Raw genomic sequence first — 20,571 nt, forward strand, 5'->3', positions numbered from 1 at the left:
GGGCGGGTCGGAAGCGGCGGGCGCGGCAGGGGGCAGGGGGGCGCTGGCGGCCATGGGCGGACCCGCGCCCTCAGCGCTCGACGTGGCGCAGCGACAGGTCGAGCGCTCGTACGTCCTTGGTCAGGGTGCCGATCGAGATGCGGTCGACGCCGGTCTCGGCGATCGCGCGCACGCGCTCGAGATTCACGCCACCCGAGGCCTCGAGTTCGGCGCGGCCGGCATTGATAGCCACCGCCTCGCACATCTGCTCGAGCGTCATGTTGTCGAGCAGGATCATCTTCACGCCGGCATCGAGCGCCTCGCGCAGTTGCCCCAGTGTCTCCACCTCGACCTCGATGAACACGTTCGAGGGCGCGATGGCACTTGCCTGCTCGACCACCTCGCGGATGCCGCCGGCCGCGATGATGTGGTTCTCCTTGACCAGGATGCCGTCGTAGAGGCCGACGCGGTGGTTGGTGCCGCCACCGATCGCGACCGCGTACTTCTGCGCCAGGCGCAGGCCCGGCAGGGTCTTGCGGGTGTCGACGATCTTGGCGCGGGTGCCGGCCACCGCATCGACGAAGCGGCGGGTGACGGTGGCGGTGCCCGAGAGCAGCTGCAGGAAGTTGAGCGCGGTGCGCTCGGCGGTCAGCAGCACGCGTGCGCGCGCGGCGATCTCGCACAGGGTCTGCCCCGCCTTGACGCTGTCGCCGTCCTTGACGTGCCAGTGCACCACCGCCGCCGGGCTGAGCGCGGCGAACGCGGCGTCGAACCAGGCGGTGCCGCAGATGACCGCGTCCTCGCGGGTGATGACGCGGCCGCGCGCCTCGGTGTCCGGTGCGATCAGGCGCGCGGTGAGGTCGCCGGTGCCGATGTCCTCGGCGAGCGAGGCTGCGATGTTGCGCTGGATTTCGACGCGGAGCTGTTCGGAGAGCATGGGAGGACCTGCAAGGTTAGGCGGGAAGGGCGGCGGGCCGGGCGAGGCGGCGGCCAGGCACAGACGCGCCAGGCGCCGGGTGGCTGCGCCCGGTGGCGCCGCCGGGATGCTGCGATTCTAGCACCGGCGCGCTCAGCGCCCGGTCCGCGGGGAATGGGGGCCGGTGTTGCGCGGCTCGCGCTGCGCCTCGATCAGCCAGCCGTTGAAGACGCCACGGGCGGCGTCGATGGTCTCGCTCGCGCTCAACCCGACCGGACCGATGCCTTCGCGTGCGAGTCGGTCGGCTGCGGCACCGTGCAGGTGTACGCCGGCGATGAGCGCGGACTCGGGCGGCCAGCCCTGCGCGAGCAGGCCGGTGACGAGGCCGCTCAGCACGTCTCCCATGCCCGCGCTTGCCATCCCGGAGTGGCCGCTGCCGTTGATGAACCAGCGCTCGTCGGGTGTGGCGACGATGCTGCCACAGCCCTTGAGCACGACCAAGGCACGGTAGCGGCGGGCGAGTTCGAGCGCGGCACGCAGCCGGTCGGCCTGCACGCTTGCGGTGTCGCTGCCGAGCAGGCGGGCGGCCTCTGCGGGGTGGGGGGTGAGCACGGTGGCTGCGCCGCGCGTGCACAACACCCGGCGCAGCGCCGCATCGGCGGAGAGGAGGTTGAGCGCGTCGGCGTCGAGGAGCAGCGGGATCGGGCGCGCGAGGGCGTCGGCGAGCACGTTGGCGGACGCGCCCTGGGTGCCCAGGCCGGGGCCGATGGCGAGCGCGCTGAGGCGCTCGGGCAGGGTCTCGGCGCGACGCAGCATGAGCTCGGGGTGGGCGAAGTCGACCGCGGGGCCGGCGGGGTCGAGCAGGCCGACATAGACCCTTCCCGTCCCCAGCCAGAGCGCGGCGCGGCCGGCGAGTAGCGCGGCGCCGACCATGCCGGCGTTGCCGCCGAGGATGGCGGCGTCGCCGTAGAGACCCTTGTGGGTGTTGCGCGGGCGCGGCTGCAGCAGATGGCGGAACAGCGAGGATGCGATCGCGTAACCGCGCGCCGGCAGCCAGGCAGGGGCGTCGATCTCGATGCGCTGCACGCTGATCTCGCCGCAGTGGTCGGGGCCGTCGTTGGTGAGCAGGCCGGGTTTGAGGGCGATGAAGGTGGTGGTGTGGGTGGCGCGGAAGGTGGCGCCGAGCGGGCTGCCGGTGTCGGCGTCGAGTCCGCTCGGGACGTCGAGCGCCATGCGCGGGCAGGGTTGGGCGTTGAGGGTGTGGATCCAGCTCGCGTAGCGGTCTTCGATCGGGCGTCCGAGGCCGATCCCGAAGAGCGCGTCGACCACAAGGGCCCAGCCGTTGGCCGGCGCGGCGGGGAGGTCGGAGACGATGCTGCCGCCGGCGGCGAGGTAGTCGGCGTGCGCCTTGGCCGCCTCGGCCGGCAGACGCTCGGCCGCGCTGCAGAACGCGACCACCACCTCGCGCCCGGCCTGGGCGAGCTGGCGCGCCATCACGAAGCCGTCGCCGCCATTGTTGCCAGGGCCGCAGGCGATCAGGATCGGCCCGGGGCGATCCATGATCAGCCGTACCGCATCCTGCGCGGCGGCGCGCCCGGCGCGCTCCATCAGCGGCGGGCGGGCGTTCGGGATGAGTTTGTCCTCGATCTCGCGGATGCCGGCGACGGGGTAGATCGGACGCAGGGGGCTGAACATGACGGACTCCGGTGGGGGAGTCGGGATTCTACGTCCTCGGCTGCGCGCGCCCAATGCGCGCGGGCGCAATCTTGGCGGCCGGAGCGCGACCCGCGTCGCCCCTGCGGTGGCCTTCGGGTCGCTTCGGGCGACAGGCGCTCAGCCGGGCGGGCGGGGGCGGGTGGTCTCGCCGCGGATCTCGTGGAGGAGTTCGACCTTGCCGTCGTCGTCCGCACGCTCGAGGCGCACGGTGAAGCCCCACAGGCGGGCAAGGTGGCGCATGACTTCGTCGGTGCCGTCGCCGAGCGGGCGGCGGCGGAAGGGGGTGTGGCGCAGGGTGAGCGAGCGGTCGCCGCGCAGGTCGACGTTCCACACCTGCACGTTGGGTTCGCGCGCGCCCAGGTTGTACTGGTCGGAGAGGATCTCGCGCAGCTTGCGGAAGCCCCCGTCGTCGTGGATCGCGGAGACCTCGAGCTTGTCCTCGTGGTCGTCGTCGAGCACCGCGAACAGGCGGAAGTCGCGCATGACCTTGGGCGACAGGTATTGCGCGACGAAGCTCTCGTCCTTGAAGTTGCGCATCGCGAAATCGAAGGTTTCCAGCCAGTCGCTGCCGGCGATCTCGGGGAACCAGCGGCGGTCTTCCTCGTCGGGGTCCTCGCAGATGCGGCGGATGTCCCGCCACATCGCGAAGCCCAGCGCGTAGGGGTTGATCCCGCCGAACCAGCGGCTGTTGTAGGGCGGCTGCGCGACGACGTTGGTGTGCGACTGCAGGAATTCCAGCATGAAGCTGTCGGCGAGCAGACCCTCGTCGTAGAGGTGGTTGAGCAGGGTGTAGTGCCAGAAGGTGGCCCAGCCTTCGTTCATGACCTGGGTCTGGCGCTGCGGGAAGAAGTACTGCGCGATCTTGCGCACGATGCGCACCACCTCGCGCTGCCAGGGCTCGAGCAGCGGGGCGTTCTTCTCGACGAAGTAGAGCAGGTTCTCCTCGGGCTCGGGCGGGAAGCGCGCCTCGGCGCGGGCATCGGTGCGCAGTTCGTGGGCGGGCAGTGTGCGCCACAGGTCGTTGACCTGGCTCTGCAGGTACTCCTCGCGCTCTTGCTGGCGCAGCTTCTCCTTGGCGAGCGAGAGCCTGGGCGGGCGCTTGTAGCGGTCCACGCCGAGGTTCATCAAGGCGTGGCAGGAGTCGAGCAGCAGCTCGACGGCTTCCTCGCCGTGGCGCTCCTCGCACTGGGTGATGTAGTTCCGCGCGAACAGCAGGTAGTCGATGATGGCGTCGGCGTTGGTCCAGGTGCGGAACAGGTAGTTGCCCTTGAAGAAGCTGTTGTGGCCGTAGGCGGCGTGGGCGATCACCAGGCCCTGCATGGTGAGCGTGTTCTCCTCCATCAGGTAGGCGATGCAGGGGTTGGAGTTGATCACGATCTCGTAGGCCAGGCCCATCTGCCCGCGCTTGTACCCCTTCTCGGTGGCGAGGAAGTGCTTGCCGAAGGACCAGTGGTGGTAGTTGACCGGCATGCCCACCGAGGCGTAGGCGTCCATCATCTGCTCGGCGGTGATGATCTCGACCTGCACCGGGTAGGTGTCGAGCTTGTAGTGCGCGGCGGCCCGGGCGATCTCCTCGTTGTAGCGGTCGATGGCCTCGACGGTCCATTCCGAGCCGGAGGGGAGCGGAGCCTTGGCGGCGCGGCCGCGCGTGCGGGGGCGGGGGGTCTTCATGCGATCGTCTTCTTGAACAGTTCGCGGAACACCGGGTAGATGTCGGCCGGCGACTCGATGCGCTGCATCGCGAAGTTGTCGTGCGCGGCCTCGAGCTTGGCGTACTCGCGCCACAGGTTCTGCGGCTCGCCGGCGGTGATCTCGACGTAGGCGAAGTACTGGCACCAGGGCAGGATCTCCTTGCCGAGCAGGCGCCCGCACACCGGTGAGTCGTTGTCCCAGTTGTCGCCGTCGGAGGCCTGGGCGCCGTAGACGTTCCACTGCCCGTTGGCGTAGCGCTCGCGCAGGATGTTGCGCATCAGCTCGAGCGCGCTGGAGACCACGGTGCCGCCGGATTCGCGCGAGTGGAAGAATTCGTCCTCGTCGACTTCCTTGGCCACGGTGTGGTGACGGATGAAGACGACCTCGATGTGCTCGTAGCTGCGCGTGAGGAACAGGTAGAGCAGCATGAAGAACCGCTTGGCCATGGACTTGCGCTCCTCGTCCATCGAGCCGGAGACGTCCATCACGCAGAACATCACCGCCTGGGTGGTGGGGCGGGGCTCCTTGACGCGGTTGTTGTAGCGCAGGTCGAAGCGGTCGATGAAGGGGATGCGTTCGATGCGCGCGCGCAGCGCGGCGAGTTCCTCGCGCAGGTCGCGCACTTCCTCGCTGTCTTCGCCGGCGCGCGCGAGCGCTTCGTCGAGTTCCTGCTGCAGCGCGCGGATGCGTGCAGCCCAGGGCGAGCCGAGCGCGAGCCTGCGCCCGAGCGCTCCGCGCATCGAGCGCACGATGTTGATGTTCGCGGGCACGCCATCGGACGTGAAGCCGGCGCGCCGCGTCTTGTAGTCGGTGACCTTGGCGAGCTGGGTGCGGATCAGGCGGGGGAGCTCGAGGTCCTCGAAGAAGAGGTCGAGGAACTCCTCGCGCGAGAGCTGGAAGACGAAGTCGTCCTCGTGCTCGCCGTCCTGGCTCGCCTTGCCCTTGCCGGCACCGTCGCCAGCGCCACCGAGTGGGCGCTTGATGCGGTCGCCGGTGCTGAACTGGTCGTTGCCGGGGAAGACCTGCTCCCAGATGCCGCCCTTGCCGTGGTGCAGAGAGGGCTCGGAGAGATCGCGCGCGGGAATGGAGATCTGCTCGCCGTTCTCCAGGTCGCGGATGGAGCGGCCGTGGATCGCCTCGGATACCGCCTTGCGGATCTGCTGCTTGAAGCGGCGCATGAAGCGCTGGCGGTTCACCGCGCTCTTGTTCTTGCTGTCGAAGCGCCGATCGATGATGCGGACCATGTCTCCTCCCGGTGTCCGCGTCCGGCCGGGCTCCGCGCAGCGATGGCGCGGGCCGGGCCGGACCGTGGCTCGCGAATCAGGACGCCTTGCGCACGCGCAGGTACCACTCGCAGAGCAGGCGCACCTGCTTCTCGGTGTAGCCCTTGTCGATCATGCGGTCGACGAAGTCCTGGTGCTTCTTCAGCTCGTCGGCGCTGGCCTTGGCGTTGAAGCTGATCACCGGCAGCAGATCCTCGGTGTTGGAGAACATCTTCTTCTCGATCACCGCGCGCAGCTTCTCGTACGAGGTCCAGCTCGGGTTGCGGCCTTCGTGCTTCGCGCGCGCGCGCAACACGAAGTTGACCACCTCGTTGCGGAAGTCCTTCGGGTTGCTGATTCCGGCAGGCTTCTCGATCTTCTCCAGTTCCTCGTTGAGCGCTGCGCGGTCGAGGATCTCGCCGGTGTTCGGGTCGCGGAACTCCTGGTCCTGGATCCAGAAGTCGGCGTAGATCACGTAGCGGTCGAAGATGTTCTGCCCGTACTCGGAGTAGCTCTCGAGATAGGCGGTCTGGATCTCCTTGCCGATGAACTCGGCGTAGCGCGGGGCGAGGTATTCCTTGATGTAGCCGAGATAGCGCGCCTCGGTCTCGGGCGGGAACTGCTCGGCCTCGATCTGCTGCTCGAGCACGTACATCAGGTGCACCGGGTTGGCGGCGACTTCGCGATGGTCGAAGTTGAAGATCTTCGACAAGGCCTTGAAGGCGAAGCGGGTCGACAGCCCGGTCATGCCTTCGTCCACCCCGGCGTAGTCGCGGTACTCCTGGTAGCTCTTGGCCTTGGGGTCGGTGTCCTTGAGGTTCTCGCCGTCGTACACCCGCATCTTGGAGAAGATGCTCGAGTTCTCCGGCTCCTTGAGGCGCGACAGCACCGCGAACTGCGCCATCATCTTGAGAGTGTCGGGTGCGCACGGCGCCTCGGCGAGCGAGCTGTGGACGAGCAGCTTCTCGTAGATCCTCACTTCGTCGGAGACGCGCAGGCAGTAGGGCACCTTGACGGTGTAGATGCGGTCGAGGAAGGCCTCGTTGTTGCGGTTGTTCTTGAACGCGACCCACTCGGACTCGTTGGAGTGTGCCATCACGATGCCGTCGAAGGGGATCGCGCCGAAGCCCTCGGTGCCCTTGTAGTTGCCCTCCTGGGTTGCGGTCAGCAGCGGGTGCAGCACCTTGATCGGCGCCTTGAACATCTCGACGAACTCGAGCAGGCCGCGGTTGGCCAGGCACAGGCCGCCGGAGTAGCTGTAGGCGTCGGGGTCGTCCTGCGAGTACTGCTCGAGCTTGCGGATGTCGATCTTGCCGACCAGGGAGGAGATGTCCTGGTTGTTCTCGTCGCCCGGCTCGGTCTTGGCGACCGCGATCTGGCGCAGCACCGAGGGACCGAGCTTGACCACGCGGAAGCGCGTGATGTCGCCGCCGTACTCGTGCAGGCGCTTGACCGCCCACGGGCTCATGATGCCGCCGAGGTAGCGGCGCGGGATGCCGAAGTCGTCCTCGAGGATGTGCGCATCCTCGGCGGCGTTGAAGAGGCCGAGCGGGGATTCGTTCACCGGCGAGCCCTTGATCGCGTAGAAGGGGATGCGCTCGATCAGGCTCTTGAGCTTTTCGGCGAGCGAGGACTTGCCCCCGCCCACCGGCCCGAGCAGGTAGAGGATCTGCTTCTTCTCTTCCAGGCCCTGGGCGGCGTGGCGGAAGTAGGACACGATGTTCTCGATGACCTCTTCCATGCCGTAGAAGTCGCGGAAGGCCGGATAGAGCTTGAGGATCTTGTTGGAGAAGATCCGCGACAGGCGAGGATCGAGCCGGGTGTCGACCAGTTCGGGTTCGCCGATGGCCGCGAGCATGCGCTCGGCGGCGGTGGCGTAGGCCATGCGGTCGGTGCGGCAGAGTTCGAGATAGTCCTGCAGGGACATCTCTTCCTCGCGGGCCGCTTCGAAGCGTGCCTGGTAGGCGTTGAAGATGGACATGGTCGTCTCCTCGTCGGGCGCAATGCGGCGCGAAAGGGGCTGCCGCAAGGTGAAGCAGGATCGCGTCATCCGCCTGCTCGGCGGTGCCCGGCTCGCCGTGACGGGGTACCGGGTCTGTACATGAGAACCCCATGATGGGTGGGAGTTCCACCCCTTGCGGCGCTTTTTTCGTGAGCGGGCGTGGACTGTGTCACGACCCGCTACAGGGCCTTTCCCGGGCACGGGACAAGCGCGACGCCTGTGCTAGAATGCCCGACTCAGTTCAATGTGCTCACGCTGGCAAAGTGCGCCTCCGGTCCCCGCGAGTGTGCCGCAAGCGCCCGGCGGGAGCGTTTTTCAGACTTCTCAGGATCGACTCAATGGAGCAGAACCAGGTAACCCCGAGCGCGCTCGAGCGCCGTATCGACATCTCCGTTTCGCTCGCGGACATCGAGAAAGAGGTGGACGCCCGCCTCAAGCGCATGGCGCGCACGGTGAAGATGCCGGGGTTCCGCCCGGGCAAGGTGCCGATGAAGATCGTCGCCCAGACCCACGGCGGCCAGGCCCGCGGCGAAGCCGTCGGTGCGGCGGTCGAGAAGGCTTTCGGGGAGAAGGTGCGTGCCGACAACCTGCGCGTCGCCGGCTATCCGAGCATCGAGCCGAAGGACGGCGCCGCCGAGGGTACGCTGGAATTCACCGCCGTGTTCGAGGTGTACCCCGACGTGGTCCTGGGCGAGTTCGCCGGACGCAAGATCGAGCGCCCGGTGCTCGAGGTGGGTGACGCCGAGGTCGACAAGACCATCGAGGTCCTGCGCAAGCAGCGCACCAGCTTCAAGGCGGTCGAGCGCGCCGCCGTGCAGGGCGACCGCGTGGTGATCGACTTCACCGGCCGCATGGGTGGCGAGGTGTTCGATGGCGGCCAGGCGCAGGACTTCCCCTTCGTGGTCGGCGCCGGCTCCATGCTCAAGGACTTCGAGGATGCCGTCGTCGGCCTCGCGGCCGGCGAGGGCAAGACCTTCGACATGACCTTCCCCGAGGACTATCACGCCGCCGATCTGGCAGGCAAGCAGGTTCAGTTCGAGATCACCGTCAAGGCCGTCGAGGAGCCGGTGCTGCCCGAGGTGGACGCCGACTTCGCCAAGTCGCTGGGCGTGGCCGACGGCGACGTCGCCAAGCTGCGCGAGGAGGTCAAGGGCAACCTCGAGCGCGAGGTCAAGCGCCGCATCCAGTCCCGCCTCAAGGAGCAGGTGATGGACGCGCTGATCGAGGTCGCCCCGATCGAGGTGCCCAAGGCGCTGGTGCAGGCCGAGTCGAACCAGCTCGCCGACAACGCCCGTCGCGACCTCGAGATGCGCGGCCTCAAGACCAAGGACATCCCGGTCGATCCGTCGTGGTTCAAGGACCAGGCCGAGCGCCGCGTCAAGCTGGGCCTGATCATGGCCGAGCTGGTCAAGACCAGCGAGCTGCACGCCAAGCCCGAGCAGATCCGCGCCCTGGTCGAGGAAATGGCGCAAAGTTACGAGGATCCCTCGGAACTCGTGCGCTGGTATTACGCTCAACCGGAACGTCTGGCGCAGGCCGAGGCGGTGGTCATCGAAGACAACGTCGTCGAGTGGGTGTGCGCGAAGGCCGACACTTCCGACAAGGACGTGGCGTTCGACGAACTGATGGGCAACAACGCGGCCTGAGGTCGCAGAGGGTCTGACGAATGATGCAAGGAACACCCCAGCACAGCAGCGACTGGAACCCGGTCGGTCTCGGCCTGGTTCCGATGGTGGTCGAACAGAGTGGTCGCGGCGAACGCGCCTACGACATCTATTCGCGCCTACTGAAGGAGCGGGTGGTGTTCCTCGTCGGCCCGGTCAACGACGTCACCGCCAACCTGATCGTCGCCCAGTTGCTGTTCCTCGAGTCCGAGAACCCGGACAAGGACATCTACTTCTACATCAACTCGCCCGGCGGGTCGGTGACCGCCGGCATGGCGATCTACGACACCATGCAGTTCATCAAGCCGAACGTCAGCACGCTGTGCATCGGCCAGGCGGCGAGCATGGGCGCCTTCCTGCTGGCGGCGGGCGAGAAGGGCAAGCGCTTCATCCTGCCGAACTCGCGCGTGATGATCCATCAGCCGCTCGGCGGCTTCCAGGGCCAGGCCTCGGACATCGAGATCCACGCCCGCGAGATCCTCTACCTGCGCTCGCGCCTCAACGACATGCTGTCCAAGCACACCGGACAGGCGCTCGAGCGCATCGAGAAGGACACCGATCGCGACAACTTCATGTCGGCGACGGCTGCCGTCGAGTACGGCCTGGTCGACAAGGTGCTCACCAGCCGCGACGACACCTGATTTCTGGAGAACCCCCACATGACGGACAAGAAGGCTGGCGGCGACAAGCTGCTGTACTGCTCCTTCTGCGGCAAGAGCCAGCACGAGGTGCGCAAGCTGATCGCCGGCCCTTCGGTCTTCATCTGCGACGAGTGCATCGAGCTCTGCAACGACATCATTCGCGACGAGGTCGTCGGCGCGGAGGATGGCGAGGGGATCAAGGGCACACTGCCCACCCCGCACGAGATCTGCTCCATCCTCGACCAGTACGTGATCGGGCAGTCGCTGGCCAAGCGCAGTCTCGCCGTCGCGGTGTATAACCACTACAAGCGCCTGCGCCACCTCGATGCGCGCCAGGACGATGTCGAGCTCGCCAAGAGCAACATCCTGCTGATCGGCCCCACCGGCTCTGGCAAGACCCTGCTCGCGCAGACGCTCGCGCGCCTGCTCGACGTGCCTTTCGTGATGGCCGACGCCACCACGCTGACCGAGGCCGGCTACGTCGGCGAGGACGTCGAGAACATCGTCCAGAAGCTGCTGCAGAAGTGCGACTACGACGTCGACAAGGCGCAGCAGGGCATCATCTACATCGACGAGATCGACAAGATCTCGCGCAAGGCCGACAACCCGTCGATCACCCGCGACGTGTCGGGCGAGGGCGTGCAGCAGGCGCTGCTCAAGCTGGTCGAAGGCACGGTTGCGTCGATTCCGCCGCAGGGCGGGCGCAAGCATCCGAACCAGGACTTCATCCAGGTCGACACCACCAACGTGCTGTTCATCTGCGGTGGCGCCTTCGACGGCCTGGAAAAGGTGATCCGCAACCGCACCGAGAAGGTCGGCATCGGCTTCGGCGCCGAGGTCAAGAGCAAGGAAGGCAAGAACCTCACCGACACCTTCCGCCAGGTGGAGCCGGAGGACCTGATCAAGTTCGGCCTCATCCCCGAGCTGATCGGCCGCCTTCCGGTGGTCGCCACGCTGCAGGAACTCGACGAGGCGGCGCTGATCCAGATCCTCATCGAGCCCAAGAACGCGCTGGTCAAGCAATACCAGAAGCTGTTCTCCATGGAGGGGGTCGAGCTCGAGATCCGTCCCAACGCGCTGCATGCCGTGGCGCGCAAGGCGATCAAGCGCAAGACCGGGGCGCGCGGCCTGCGCTCCATCCTCGAGGTGGCGCTGCTGGACATCATGTACGACCTGCCGACGCTCGACAACGTGGCCAAGGTGGTGGTGGACGAATCGACCATCGAAGACGGCGGCAAGCCCTTGCTGATCTACGCCGAGCAGCAGAAGGTGTCGGGCGCCAACTGAGCGCGCTACCGTCGCCTGATCCGGCGAGGCCGGCTCCGGCCGGCCGCTTGAATTTCCGGGTCACGCCCTCATATGGGTGTGACCTTTTGCTTGAGGAAACCTAGAAAATGTCGGGTCCCGCTGCCCTCCCCAACGAAGCGATGGAACTGCCGCTGTTGCCCCTGCGCGACGTGGTGGTCTTCCCGCACATGGTGATCCCGCTCTTCGTCGGCCGCCCGAAGAGCATCAAGGCGCTCGAGAGCGCCATGGAAGACGGCAAGAGCATCCTGCTGGTGGCGCAGAAGTCCGCCGCCAAGGACGAGCCCGCGGTCGAGGATCTCTACGATATCGGCTGCATCGCGAACATCCTGCAGATGCTCAAGCTGCCCGACGGTACGATCAAGGTGCTGGTCGAGGGCGTGCAGCGCGCGCGCATCGAGCGTGTCGAGGACATCCGCAGCCTGTTCGTCGCCAGCGTGCGCCCGGTGCCGGTCGCCGAGGCGCCGAGCCACGAACTGGAGGCCATGCGGCGCGCGATCATCGCCCAGTTCGACCAGTACGTTAAGCTCAACAAGAAGATCCCGCCCGAGATCCTCGGCTCGCTCGCGGGCATCGAGGAGGCCGGGCGCCTCGCCGACACCATCGCCGCCCACCTGCCGCTCAAGCTCGAGCAGAAGCAGGAAGTCCTCGAGATGTTCGACACCGGCGCACGCCTCGAGAAGCTGCTCGGCCAGCTCGAGGGCGAGCTCGACATCCTGCAGGTCGAAAAGCGCATCCGCGGCCGCGTCAAGCGCCAGATGGAGAAGAGCCAGCGCGAGTACTACCTCAACGAGCAAGTCAAGGCCATCCAGAAGGAGCTCGGGGAGGGCGAGGAGGGTGCCGATCTCGAGGAGATGGACAAGAAGATCAAGGCCGCCGGCATGCCCAAGGAGGCGCTCGCCAAGGCCGAGGCCGAGTTCAAGAAGCTGCGCCTGATGTCGCCGATGTCGGCCGAGGCCACCGTGGTGCGCAACTACATCGACACCCTGATCAGCCTGCCGTGGAAGAAGAAGTCGCGCGTCAGCAAGGACCTCGGCGAGGCCGAGAAGGTGCTCGACAAGGACCACTACGGCCTCGAGCGCGTCAAGGAACGCATCCTCGAGTACCTTGCCGTGCAACAGCGTGTGGACAAGGTCAAGGCGCCGATCCTGTGCCTGGTCGGCCCCCCCGGCGTGGGCAAGACCTCGCTCGGCCAGTCGATCGCCAAGGCCACCAATCGGAAGTTCATCCGCATGGCACTGGGTGGCGTGCGCGACGAGGCCGAGATCCGCGGCCACCGCCGCACCTATATCGGCTCGATGCCGGGCAAGATCCTGCAGAACATGAGCAAGGTCGGGGTCAAGAACCCGCTGTTCCTGCTCGACGAGGTCGACAAGCTCGGCATGGATTTCCGTGGCGATCCGTCGTCGGCGCTGCTCGAGGTGCTCGACCCGGAGCAGAACCACACCTTCCAGGACCACTACGTCGAGGTCGATTTCGACTTGTCGGACGTGATGTTCGTGGCCACCGCCAACACCCTCAACATCCCGGCTGCGCTGCTCGACCGCATGGAGGTGATCCGTCTGTCGGGTTACACCGAGGACGAGAAGATCAACATCGCCCAGCGTTACCTTCTGCCCAAGCAGATGAAGAACAACGGCCTCAAGCGCGAGGAACTCTCGGTCACCGAGGAGGCGGTGCGCGACATCGTGCGTTACTACACCCGCGAGGCCGGAGTGCGCAGCCTGGAGCGCGAGATCTCCAAGGTCTGCCGCAAGGTGGTCAAGCAGCTGGTGCTCAAGAGCCGCACGAGCAAGGTGGTGGTCAACGCCCGTAACCTCGACAAGTTCCTCGGCGTGCGCAAGTACAGCTTCGGCATGGCGGAGAAGGAGAACCAGATCGGCCAGGTTACCGGTCTCGCATGGACCGAGGTGGGTGGCGAACTGCTGACCATCGAGGCGGTGCAGCTCCCCGGCAAGGGCAAGGTCGTGACCACCGGCAAGCTCGGCGAGGTGATGCAGGAGTCCATCCAGGCCGCGCTGTCGGTGGTGCGCCGGCGTGCGCGTTCGCTCGGTATCGACCCGGACTTCTACCAGAAGAGCGATCTGCACATCCACCTGCCGGAGGGCGCGATCCCCAAGGACGGTCCGTCGGCGGGTATCGCGATTTCGACCGCGCTGGTGTCGGTGCTCACCGGCATCCCGGTGCGTTGCGACGTGGCGATGACCGGCGAGATCACGCTACGCGGCGAGGTGCTGGCAATCGGCGGCCTCAAGGAGAAGCTGCTCGCCGCCGTCCGTGGTGGCATCCGCACCGCGCTGATTCCGGAGGAGAACGTCAAGGATCTCGCCGAGATCCCCGACAACATCAAGAACGCGATCGAGATCGTGCCGGTGAAGTGGATCGACCGCGTGCTCGAACTCGCCCTCGAGCGCAAGCCCGAGCCGCTGCCCGAGGAGCCGGCCCCGGCGGCGCCCGCCACGCCGGCGGCCGAAGGTGTCGAAGGCGACCAGGCCAACCTGCGTCCGCACTAAACCTGCCGTCCCGGCCCTCGGGCCGGTGCCGGATCCAATAAGCCGTGGCGCCCCGCAAGGGCCCGCGGCTTTATTGCTTTGCGTCGCACCTGCACGGCCTTCGACCTCCGTCGGTGGCCGCCCAGCAGGTGTGCGCTCAGGCCGCGGCCTCCTCCACCGCCAAGCCCCAGGCCTGTGCCACGAGTTCCATAGAGCGCAGCCTCGCGCCATGATCGAAGATCTGTGCGGTGAGGATGAGTTCGTTCGCGCCGGTACGCTCGATCAGCGTCTCGAGCTGCTGGCGAACCGTGTCGGGCGCACCCACCGCCGAGCACGCGAGCGACTGCTCGGCGAAGGCGAGCTCGGCCGGTGACCAGTCCGCCTCGATGAAGGCTTCCGGCGCCTGCAACTGCCCGCGCACGCCGCGCGCCATCGCCGCGAAGCGCAGCCGTAGCGAGCGCAAGAGGCGCTCCGCATCGGCGTCGGTGTCGGCGGCGATCGCGTTGGCGGCGACTGCGAACCAAGGCTTGTCGAGCTGGGCGGACGGACGGAAATTGCTCCGATAGATCTCGACCGCCTGGAACAGGAAGCGCGGTGCGAAGTGCGAGGCGAAGGCGAAAGGCAGGCCGAGGTGGGCGGCGAGCTCGGCACCGTAGAGGCTGGAGCCGAGCAGCCAGATCGGCACCTGCAGCCCTTCGCCGGGCACCGCGCGCACGGCCTGTCCGGGGCTGGCGGGCTGGAAGTACGACTGCAGCTCGAGCACGTCGTGCGGGAACTGGTCGTCGCTGCCGGCGAGATTGCGGCGCAGCGCGCGCGCCGTGGTCTGGTCGGTGCCCGGCGCACGCCCGAGACCGAGGTCGATGCGGCCCGGAAAGAGCGACTCCAGGGTGCCGAACTGTTCGGCGATAACCAGCGGTGCGTGGTTGGGCAGCATGATGCCGCCGGCACCGACGCGGATGCGCCGGGTGGCGCCGGCGATGTGGCCGATCACCACCGCGGTGGCGGCGCTGGCGATACCGGTCATGTTGTGGTGTTCCGCCAGCCAGTAGCGGGTGTAGCCGCAGCGGTCGGCGAGCTGGGCGAGTTCGCGCGTGTTGCGCAGCGCATCGGCCGGCGTGCTGCCGGCGGCGACCGGTGCGAGGTCGAGCACCGAGAGTGGGGCGGAGGAGGGCATGGAAAAGTCGGTTGGAACGAGGTCCGCCATTACGCCATAGAGCCGCCGCCGGTGCCAGCCCGGGGGCGAGCGCCAGTCGGATTGCGTGGCGTGATACGCTTGCCGGAAACTTGCTCGCGGTGTCGATCGTGGCGCCCCGAGGACCCCGGAACGGGCACAGATCGTGGAATACGGCAATTGAGGTGGAGGGCGTTTTTTGACACCATTCGCCCCCTCTGCACTGCCGGTCGATCTGTCGCTGTGCGTGAGGCTCCGCCGCAGCGGCGCGGAAGAACCTACAACAAGACAATCGAGGAGTTCTGGATGAAAAAATACGCCCTTCTGTGCGCGGTGCTCACCCTTCACGCCGGCGCCGGTTTTGCCAAGGACTGGAACGAGATCCGCCTGGCGTCCGAGGGCGCCTACCCTCCCTTCAACCTCATCGCCGCCGACGGAAGCCTGCAAGGTTTCGATATCGACATCGGCAATGCCTTGTGCGAGGAGATGAAGGCCAAGTGCACCTGGGTGAAGCAGGAGTGGGACGGCATGATCCCGGCGCTGGTCTCGCGCAAGTTCGATGCGATCATTGCCTCGATGTCGATCACCGACGAGCGCAAGGCCAAGGTGGATTTCACCGAGAAGTACTATGCGTCGCCGCTGGCCCTGATCGCGAAGAAGGGCTCGACCCTGCGGCCCGATCTCCCCTCCCTGGCCGGGAAGAAGGTCGGCGTGCAGCGCGGCACGGTATCGGACAACTTCGCCACCAAGTATTGGGACGGCAAAGGCATGCAGATCATCCGTTACGCCAAGCAGGACGAGGCCTACCTCGACCTGCGCGCCGGACGTCTCGATGCGGCCTTCTCCGATTACCTCGAGGCCTACGGCGGTTTCCTGACCAAACCCGAGGGCGCGGGCTACGACGTCGCCGGCGAACGCCTCTTCGGCAAGGACGCCGACGAGAAGGCGGTGATCGGCGAGGGCATCGGCATCGCGGTGCGCAAGCGCGACAAGGAGCTCACCGAGAAGCTGAACCAGGCACTCGGCGCGATCCGCGCCAACGGCAAGTACGATGCGATCCAGAAGAAGTACTTCCCGATGGACATCTACGGCAACTGACCATGCCGGGCTGCGGTCAAGCCAGCGCGGCCCCTGCGGTTACCCTGCCGCGCGCACGCTCCCTGGACCGGGAGCGTGCGCGTTTACCTTTGCGAATCGGTGCGCCATGGATGCCCTGATCGAATACTCCCCCAGCCTGCTCGCCGGCGCCTGGGTCACCCTGAAGGTGGCCTTGATGTCGGTGCTGCTCGCGCTGGCGACCGGCCTGATCGGGGCTGCCTGCAAACTGTCGGGTTTCCTGCCGCTGCGGCTGTGGACGATGCTGTACACGACGGTGATGCGCGGCGTGCCCGATCTGGTGATGATGCTCCTCGTGTTCTACGGCGGGCAGTTGCTGCTCAATGCGGTGATCGACTACTTCGGCTGGGACTTCATCGAGATCGATCCCTTCGTTGCCGGCGTGCTGACGATCGGACTGATCTTCGGCGCCTATTTCACCGAGACCTTCCGTGGCGCCTTCCTGGCCGTCTCGGCGGGCCAACTCGAAGCCGGGCGCGCCTACGGCATGAGCGCCTTGCAGGTGTTCCGCCGCATCCTGTTCCCGCAGATGCTGCGCTTCGCGCTGCCGGGCATCGGCAACAACTGGCTGGTGCTGCTCAAGAGCACGGCGATCGTGTCCATGATCGGCCTCTCCGACATGACGCGGATCGCCGACCAGGCCGGGCGCTCGACGCACCAGCCATTCACCTTCTATCTTGCGGTCTGCGTCCTCTACCTGGCGATGACCGCGCTGTCGAGCTACGGCCTCGGCGTGCTCACGCGGCGCTACAGTGCCGGCGTGCGCGAGACCCGGGTCTGAGGGCGGACATGGAATTCTTCGACTTCAAGGTCATCACCGGCAGCTTGCCCGAGTTCTGGCGCGGGCTGTGGATGACCGTCCAGCTCACCGGCTTGGCGTTGCTGTTCGGCTTCTTCGTGGCGATCCCGCTCGCGGTCATGCGGCTGTCGCCCAACCGTCTGGTGTCGGCCCCGGTCGCGGCCTACACCTACTTCTTCCGCGGCACGCCGATGCTCGTGCAGCTGCTGCTGGTGTACTACGGCGCCTCGCAGTGGGAATGGATGCGCGCGGCGTGGGAGGCCGGGCATCCGCTGTGGTCGCTGTTCCGCGAACCCTACTTCTGCGCGCTGTTCGCCTTCGGCCTCAACACCTGTGCCTACACCGTCGAGATCCTCGCCGGCAGCATGCGCAACACGCCGCACGGGGAGCTCGAGGCCGCCAAGGCGATGGGCATGACGCGCTTGAAGGCCCTGCAGCGCATCGTGATCCCGTCGGCGCTACGGCGCATGATCCCGAGCTACAGCAACGAGGTGATCCTGATGCTGCAGGGGTCGGCGATCGCCAGCGCGGTAACCCTGGTGGACCTCACCGGTGCGGCGCGCAACGTGTATTCGCGCCACTTCGCACCCTTCGAGTCCTTCGTCTTCGTCGGCCTGATCTACCTCGCGCTCACCTTCGCCCTGGTGGGGCTGTTCAAGCTCGCCGAGCACCGCTGGCTCGCCCACCTGGCTCCGCGCAAGGCGGAGGCGGGCAGGCAGTCCTGATCAACCCTGCCGCGAGCCCGAAGCGGCGAACGCTGCCGATTCCTGGCGGCGGTTCGCCGCGGCTCGTGGCGACATGCCGGGTGCCGCGCAAGCCCCGATGCAAGAGAACAACATGAACCACAAGGCCAGCGTCGAACAGGTCCGCGTCGAAGACTTGCACAAATCCTACGGCGACCATGAGGTGCTCAAGGGCGTCTCGCTGACCGCGAACTCGGGCGACGTGATCAGCATCATCGGGTCCTCCGGCTCCGGCAAGAGCACGTGGCTGCGCTGCATCAACTTCCTCGAGTGCCCGACCGCCGGGCGCATCCTGGTGGGCGGCAAGGAGGTCGAGCTGGTGCGTGACCGCAAGGGCGAGCTGGTGGTCAAGGACGCGCACCAGTTGCAGCAGATCCGCACGCGCTTGTCGATGGTGTTCCAGCACTTCAATCTGTGGAGCCACATGACGGTGCTCGAGAACGTCGTCGAGGCGCCGGTGCATGTGCTCGGACTGTCGAAGGCCGCGGCCCGCGAGCGCGCCGAGCGCTACCTGGAGCGGGTGGGGGTGTGGAAGTTCCGCGATGCCTATCCTGCGCACATGTCGGGCGGCCAGCAGCAGCGCGTGGCGATCGCGCGCGCGCTGGCGATGGAGCCTGCGGTGCTGCTGTTCGACGAGCCGACCTCGGCGCTCGACCCCGAACTCGTCGGCGAGGTGCTCAAGGTGATGCGCTCGCTCGCCGAGGAAGGCCGCACGATGATGGTGGTGACGCACGAGATGGGCTTCGCGCGCGAGGTGTCCAACCACGTGATCTTCGTGCACCAGGGGCGCGTCGAGGAGGAGGGCGACCCCAAGGAGGTGCTGGTGCGTCCGCGCAGCGAACGCCTGCAGCAGTTCCTCTCGGGCAATCTGAAGTGATCTGACCGGTGCGCCGATCGTGTTACGGCACGGCGGCCCACGCTCTCCGGCCGACGCCTTGAAGGCCGTCGCGCACAAGCACCGTGACAAGCCGAGTCGGCGGGTGTCCCGCTGCGTTCAGCGGTAGTTGCGGTGCATGCGCATCAGCGTGCTCTTGCCGAACAGGCTCTCGACCAGATCGACCGCCAGCTCGGCGGTCATGTTGCAGTGGTCGAGCGCCGGGTTGAGCTCCACGATGTCGAGCGAGGCGAGCTGGCCGGTGTCGGCGATCATCTCCATGCACAGCTCGGCCTCGCGGTAGGTCGGTCCGCCGCGCACCGTGGTGCCGACGCCCGGGGCGATCGTCGGGTCGAGGAAGTCCACGTCCAGGCTCACATGCAGGTGCGTGTCTTGGTCCACGCCGGCGAGCGCCTGCTCCATGGTCGCGCGCATGCCGATCTCATCGATGTAGCGCATGTCGAAGACTTCGACGCAGAGATCGTGCAGAAAGCGCTTCTCGCCCTCGTCCACGCTGCGGATGCCGATCTGGCGGATCTGCTCGGGCCGGATCGCCGGCATCTCGCCGCCAATGCCGGTCAGCATCTCGGGGCCATGGCCGCACAGGCAGGCGACCGGCATGCCATGGATGTTGCCCGACGGCGTCATGGTGGCGGTGTTGAGGTCGGCGTGGGCGTCGAACCACAGCACGCGCAGCTTGCGGCCGGTCTCGCGGCAGTGGCGGGCCACCGCGCTGATCGAGCCGATCGCGAGGCAATGATCGCCGCCGAGCATGATCGGTACGCGACCTTCGGACAGTTCCGCGTAAACGGCCTGATGGACCGCGAGGTTCCACTGCGCCACTTCGGCAAGGTGGCGGAAGCCGTTTACCGCCGGCAGCTCCGGGTTGGACGGGCCGGCGAGGTTGCCGCAGTCGCGCACCTCGGCGCCGAAGGCGGCGATGGCCCGCCCCAGGCCGGCTACGCGCAAGGCCTCCGGTCCCATGCTCGCGCCGCGCACGCCTGCGCCGACGTCGGTGGGCACCCCGATCAGACTGACTTTGAGATTTTCCATGGCCGCGAGATTACCTCAGGTGTTGCCGCGATGGCAGCTGCGGTCGGGATTGACGGGGGCGCCCCCGAGCGTGTAACACTTGCGCCTTTTTTGCCGGGCCGGGTGATCTGCCGCGCGCGCGACGGTGCCCCGGCTCTCGATCGATGGCGCCCGTGCCCTTGGGAGTATCCGTGTCGACTGTTTCAATTCGTCTTTCCCGTGTTTTCACCCGGCCCGCCGTCGAGGCGACGAGATGAAGCGCGCGCAGGCCAACGGTTTGCTGCTCGTCGCGGCGCTCATCTGGGGCACCGCCTTCGTCGCGCAACAGACCGGCATGCGCGACGTCGGGCCGTTCACGTTCACCGGCGCGCGCTTCCTCTTCGGTGCGGTGATGGTGGCGCCGCTCGCCGTCCTCGAACTGCGACGCCTCGGTCGTCGTGGCACCTTCCTCGACGCGCGCGACCTGCTTGCTTGCGCGCTGCTCGGCGCGGTGCTGTTCCTCGGCGCGGCGCTTCAGCAGATCGGCATCATGAGCACCACGGTGAGCAATGCCGGTTTCCTCACCGCGCTCTACGTCCCCCTCGTGCCGATCGCCGGCGCGCTGCTGCTGCGCGAGCGCTCGCATTGGTCGGTGTGGCCGGCGAGCCTGGGCTGCGTCGCGGGCACCTACCTGCTTGGCGGCGGCAGCCTGGCCGCGCTTTCGGTGGGCGACTTGTGGGTGATCGCGAGCGCGCTGTTTTGGGCCGCCCACGTGATGCTGGTGGGGCGCGTGGCGGCGCGCAAGGGGGCCTCGGTGACGGTGGCGATGCTGCAGTTCCTCGTCGTCGGGGGGCTCGGCATGGCGGTAGGCTTCGGCACCGAGGAGGTCTCGTCAGGCGCGCTCGAGCGTGCGCTGCCGTCGATCGCCTACGCCGGCATCCTGTCGGTGGGCGTGGGCTTCACCCTGCAGGTGGTGGCGCAACGCCACACCCCGGCGGCCGACGCCGCCATCGTGCTGAGCTGCGAGACCCTGTTCGCCGCGCTGGCCGGCCGCTTCGTGCTGGGTGAGACGCTCACTGCCGAGCAGATGGCCGGCGGCCTGCTGATCTTCGCCTGCGTGCTGGCGGTGCAGATCCTGCCTTTGTGGCGGGAACGACGGACCGTGTCGGTGGAGGCGGGCTGAGGCGG

The 20,571-nt window shown here is 67.3% G+C and carries 17 protein-coding genes; 10 read left to right on the forward strand and 7 right to left on the reverse strand.

Translation table 11 applies throughout. The annotated features are described in order from the left end of the window. Window positions 1-70 precede the first annotated feature (70 nt). From nadC to C665_RS06415, 5 genes are all read right to left on the reverse strand, one after another. Window positions 71-916, reverse strand: coding sequence for a carboxylating nicotinate-nucleotide diphosphorylase (gene nadC / locus C665_RS06395; protein WP_004303316.1), 846 nt, complete (start codon window positions 914-916; stop codon window positions 71-73). Between the two features lie 132 nt (window positions 917-1,048). After that, complete coding sequence (locus C665_RS06400; RefSeq protein WP_004303318.1) at window positions 1,049-2,590, reverse strand: bifunctional ADP-dependent NAD(P)H-hydrate dehydratase/NAD(P)H-hydrate epimerase; 1,542 nt, start codon at window positions 2,588-2,590, stop codon at window positions 1,049-1,051. 138 nt (window positions 2,591-2,728) lie between these two features. Then, on the reverse strand, window positions 2,729-4,282 hold the full coding sequence (locus C665_RS06405) for a SpoVR family protein (RefSeq protein WP_004303319.1): 1,554 nt from the start codon (window positions 4,280-4,282) through the stop codon (window positions 2,729-2,731). Further along, window positions 4,279-5,547, reverse strand: a complete 1,269-nt coding sequence (locus tag C665_RS06410; protein WP_004303321.1) for a YeaH/YhbH family protein — start codon at window positions 5,545-5,547, stop codon at window positions 4,279-4,281. Before C665_RS06410 ends, C665_RS06405 begins: the two co-directional genes overlap by 4 nt. A gap of 76 nt (window positions 5,548-5,623) precedes the next feature. After that, window positions 5,624-7,546 (reverse strand): PrkA family serine protein kinase, encoded by a 1,923-nt coding sequence (locus tag C665_RS06415; protein WP_004303323.1) that lies wholly within the window; start codon window positions 7,544-7,546, stop codon window positions 5,624-5,626. Between C665_RS06415 and C665_RS21270 the strand changes: the two genes are divergently transcribed. The 5 genes from C665_RS21270 (at window position 7,539) to lon (ending at window position 13,690) form a co-directional block, all read left to right on the forward strand. Next, window positions 7,539-7,670, forward strand: a complete 132-nt coding sequence (locus C665_RS21270) for a hypothetical protein (RefSeq protein WP_261788916.1) — start codon at window positions 7,539-7,541, stop codon at window positions 7,668-7,670. The two genes, C665_RS06415 and C665_RS21270, sit on opposite strands and share 8 nt — an antisense overlap. 235 nt (window positions 7,671-7,905) lie before the next feature. Next, on the forward strand, window positions 7,906-9,213 hold the full coding sequence (gene tig / locus C665_RS06420) for a trigger factor (RefSeq protein WP_004303324.1): 1,308 nt from the start codon (window positions 7,906-7,908) through the stop codon (window positions 9,211-9,213). Between the two features lie 20 nt (window positions 9,214-9,233). Continuing rightward, complete coding sequence (gene clpP, locus C665_RS06425; protein ID WP_004303326.1) at window positions 9,234-9,872, forward strand: ATP-dependent Clp endopeptidase proteolytic subunit ClpP; 639 nt, start codon at window positions 9,234-9,236, stop codon at window positions 9,870-9,872. Window positions 9,873-9,890: 18 nt separating this feature from the next. Beyond that, complete coding sequence (gene clpX / locus C665_RS06430) at window positions 9,891-11,159, forward strand: ATP-dependent Clp protease ATP-binding subunit ClpX (RefSeq protein WP_004303328.1); 1,269 nt, start codon at window positions 9,891-9,893, stop codon at window positions 11,157-11,159. Window positions 11,160-11,266: 107 nt separating this feature from the next. Then, a complete protein-coding gene (lon, locus tag C665_RS06435) occupies window positions 11,267-13,690 on the forward strand; it encodes an endopeptidase La (RefSeq protein WP_004303330.1) in 2,424 nt (807 codons plus the stop codon). A gap of 136 nt (window positions 13,691-13,826) precedes the next feature. On the opposite strand, the gene C665_RS06440 is transcribed toward lon, so the two are convergent. Beyond that, a complete protein-coding gene (locus tag C665_RS06440) occupies window positions 13,827-14,843 on the reverse strand; it encodes an LLM class flavin-dependent oxidoreductase (RefSeq protein WP_231570756.1) in 1,017 nt (338 codons plus the stop codon). Between the two features lie 303 nt (window positions 14,844-15,146). Here C665_RS06440 and aotJ point away from each other — a divergent pair, with 303 nt between their 5' ends. From aotJ to C665_RS06460, 4 genes are all read left to right on the forward strand, one after another. Next, window positions 15,147-15,938 (forward strand): L-arginine-binding protein AotJ, encoded by a 792-nt coding sequence (gene aotJ / locus C665_RS06445; protein ID WP_004303332.1) that lies wholly within the window; start codon window positions 15,147-15,149, stop codon window positions 15,936-15,938. Between the two features lie 106 nt (window positions 15,939-16,044). Continuing rightward, a complete protein-coding gene (locus C665_RS06450) occupies window positions 16,045-16,737 on the forward strand; it encodes an ABC transporter permease (protein ID WP_004303334.1) in 693 nt (230 codons plus the stop codon). Window positions 16,738-16,745: 8 nt separating this feature from the next. Then, the gene (locus tag C665_RS06455; protein ID WP_004303336.1) at window positions 16,746-17,480 is read left to right on the forward strand and encodes an ABC transporter permease; all 735 of its coding nucleotides are present in this window, start codon (window positions 16,746-16,748) and stop codon (window positions 17,478-17,480) included. 112 nt (window positions 17,481-17,592) lie between these two features. Continuing rightward, complete coding sequence (locus tag C665_RS06460; protein ID WP_012585561.1) at window positions 17,593-18,375, forward strand: ABC transporter ATP-binding protein; 783 nt, start codon at window positions 17,593-17,595, stop codon at window positions 18,373-18,375. Between the two features lie 117 nt (window positions 18,376-18,492). On the opposite strand, the gene rocF is transcribed toward C665_RS06460, so the two are convergent. Further along, on the reverse strand, window positions 18,493-19,425 hold the full coding sequence (gene rocF, locus C665_RS06465) for an arginase (protein ID WP_004303339.1): 933 nt from the start codon (window positions 19,423-19,425) through the stop codon (window positions 18,493-18,495). Between the two features lie 232 nt (window positions 19,426-19,657). Between rocF and C665_RS06470 the strand changes: the two genes are divergently transcribed. Then, entirely contained in the window at window positions 19,658-20,566 is a 909-nt protein-coding gene (locus C665_RS06470) for a DMT family transporter (protein ID WP_004303342.1), read from the forward strand. Window positions 20,567-20,571: the final 5 nt, after the last annotated feature.

The organism is Thauera aminoaromatica S2 (assembly GCF_000310185.1).
GTDB lineage: Bacteria > Pseudomonadota > Gammaproteobacteria > Burkholderiales > Rhodocyclaceae > Thauera > Thauera aminoaromatica.

Bases quoted from the DNA above. Each gene is read 5' to 3' on its own strand.
- C665_RS06460 (WP_012585561.1), top strand. From the start codon at position 17,593: ATGAACCACAAGGCCAGCGTCGAACAGGTCCGCGTCGAAGACTTGCAC.
- rocF (WP_004303339.1), bottom strand. From the start codon at position 19,425: ATGGAAAATCTCAAAGTCAGTCTGATCGGGGTGCCCACCGACGTCGGC.
- C665_RS06440 (WP_231570756.1), bottom strand. From the start codon at position 14,843: ATGCCCTCCTCCGCCCCACTCTCGGTGCTCGACCTCGCACCGGTCGCC.
- C665_RS06470 (WP_004303342.1), top strand. From the start codon at position 19,658: ATGAAGCGCGCGCAGGCCAACGGTTTGCTGCTCGTCGCGGCGCTCATC.
- clpX (WP_004303328.1), top strand. From the start codon at position 9,891: ATGACGGACAAGAAGGCTGGCGGCGACAAGCTGCTGTACTGCTCCTTC.
- C665_RS06455 (WP_004303336.1), top strand. From the start codon at position 16,746: ATGGAATTCTTCGACTTCAAGGTCATCACCGGCAGCTTGCCCGAGTTC.
- nadC (WP_004303316.1), bottom strand. From the start codon at position 916: ATGCTCTCCGAACAGCTCCGCGTCGAAATCCAGCGCAACATCGCAGCC.
- C665_RS06405 (WP_004303319.1), bottom strand. From the start codon at position 4,282: ATGAAGACCCCCCGCCCCCGCACGCGCGGCCGCGCCGCCAAGGCTCCG.
- tig (WP_004303324.1), top strand. From the start codon at position 7,906: ATGGAGCAGAACCAGGTAACCCCGAGCGCGCTCGAGCGCCGTATCGAC.
- C665_RS06450 (WP_004303334.1), top strand. From the start codon at position 16,045: ATGGATGCCCTGATCGAATACTCCCCCAGCCTGCTCGCCGGCGCCTGG.
- C665_RS06415 (WP_004303323.1), bottom strand. From the start codon at position 7,546: ATGTCCATCTTCAACGCCTACCAGGCACGCTTCGAAGCGGCCCGCGAG.
- C665_RS21270 (WP_261788916.1), top strand. From the start codon at position 7,539: ATGGACATGGTCGTCTCCTCGTCGGGCGCAATGCGGCGCGAAAGGGGC.
- C665_RS06400 (WP_004303318.1), bottom strand. From the start codon at position 2,590: ATGTTCAGCCCCCTGCGTCCGATCTACCCCGTCGCCGGCATCCGCGAG.
- lon (WP_004303330.1), top strand. From the start codon at position 11,267: ATGTCGGGTCCCGCTGCCCTCCCCAACGAAGCGATGGAACTGCCGCTG.
- C665_RS06410 (WP_004303321.1), bottom strand. From the start codon at position 5,547: ATGGTCCGCATCATCGATCGGCGCTTCGACAGCAAGAACAAGAGCGCG.
- clpP (WP_004303326.1), top strand. From the start codon at position 9,234: ATGATGCAAGGAACACCCCAGCACAGCAGCGACTGGAACCCGGTCGGT.
- aotJ (WP_004303332.1), top strand. From the start codon at position 15,147: ATGAAAAAATACGCCCTTCTGTGCGCGGTGCTCACCCTTCACGCCGGC.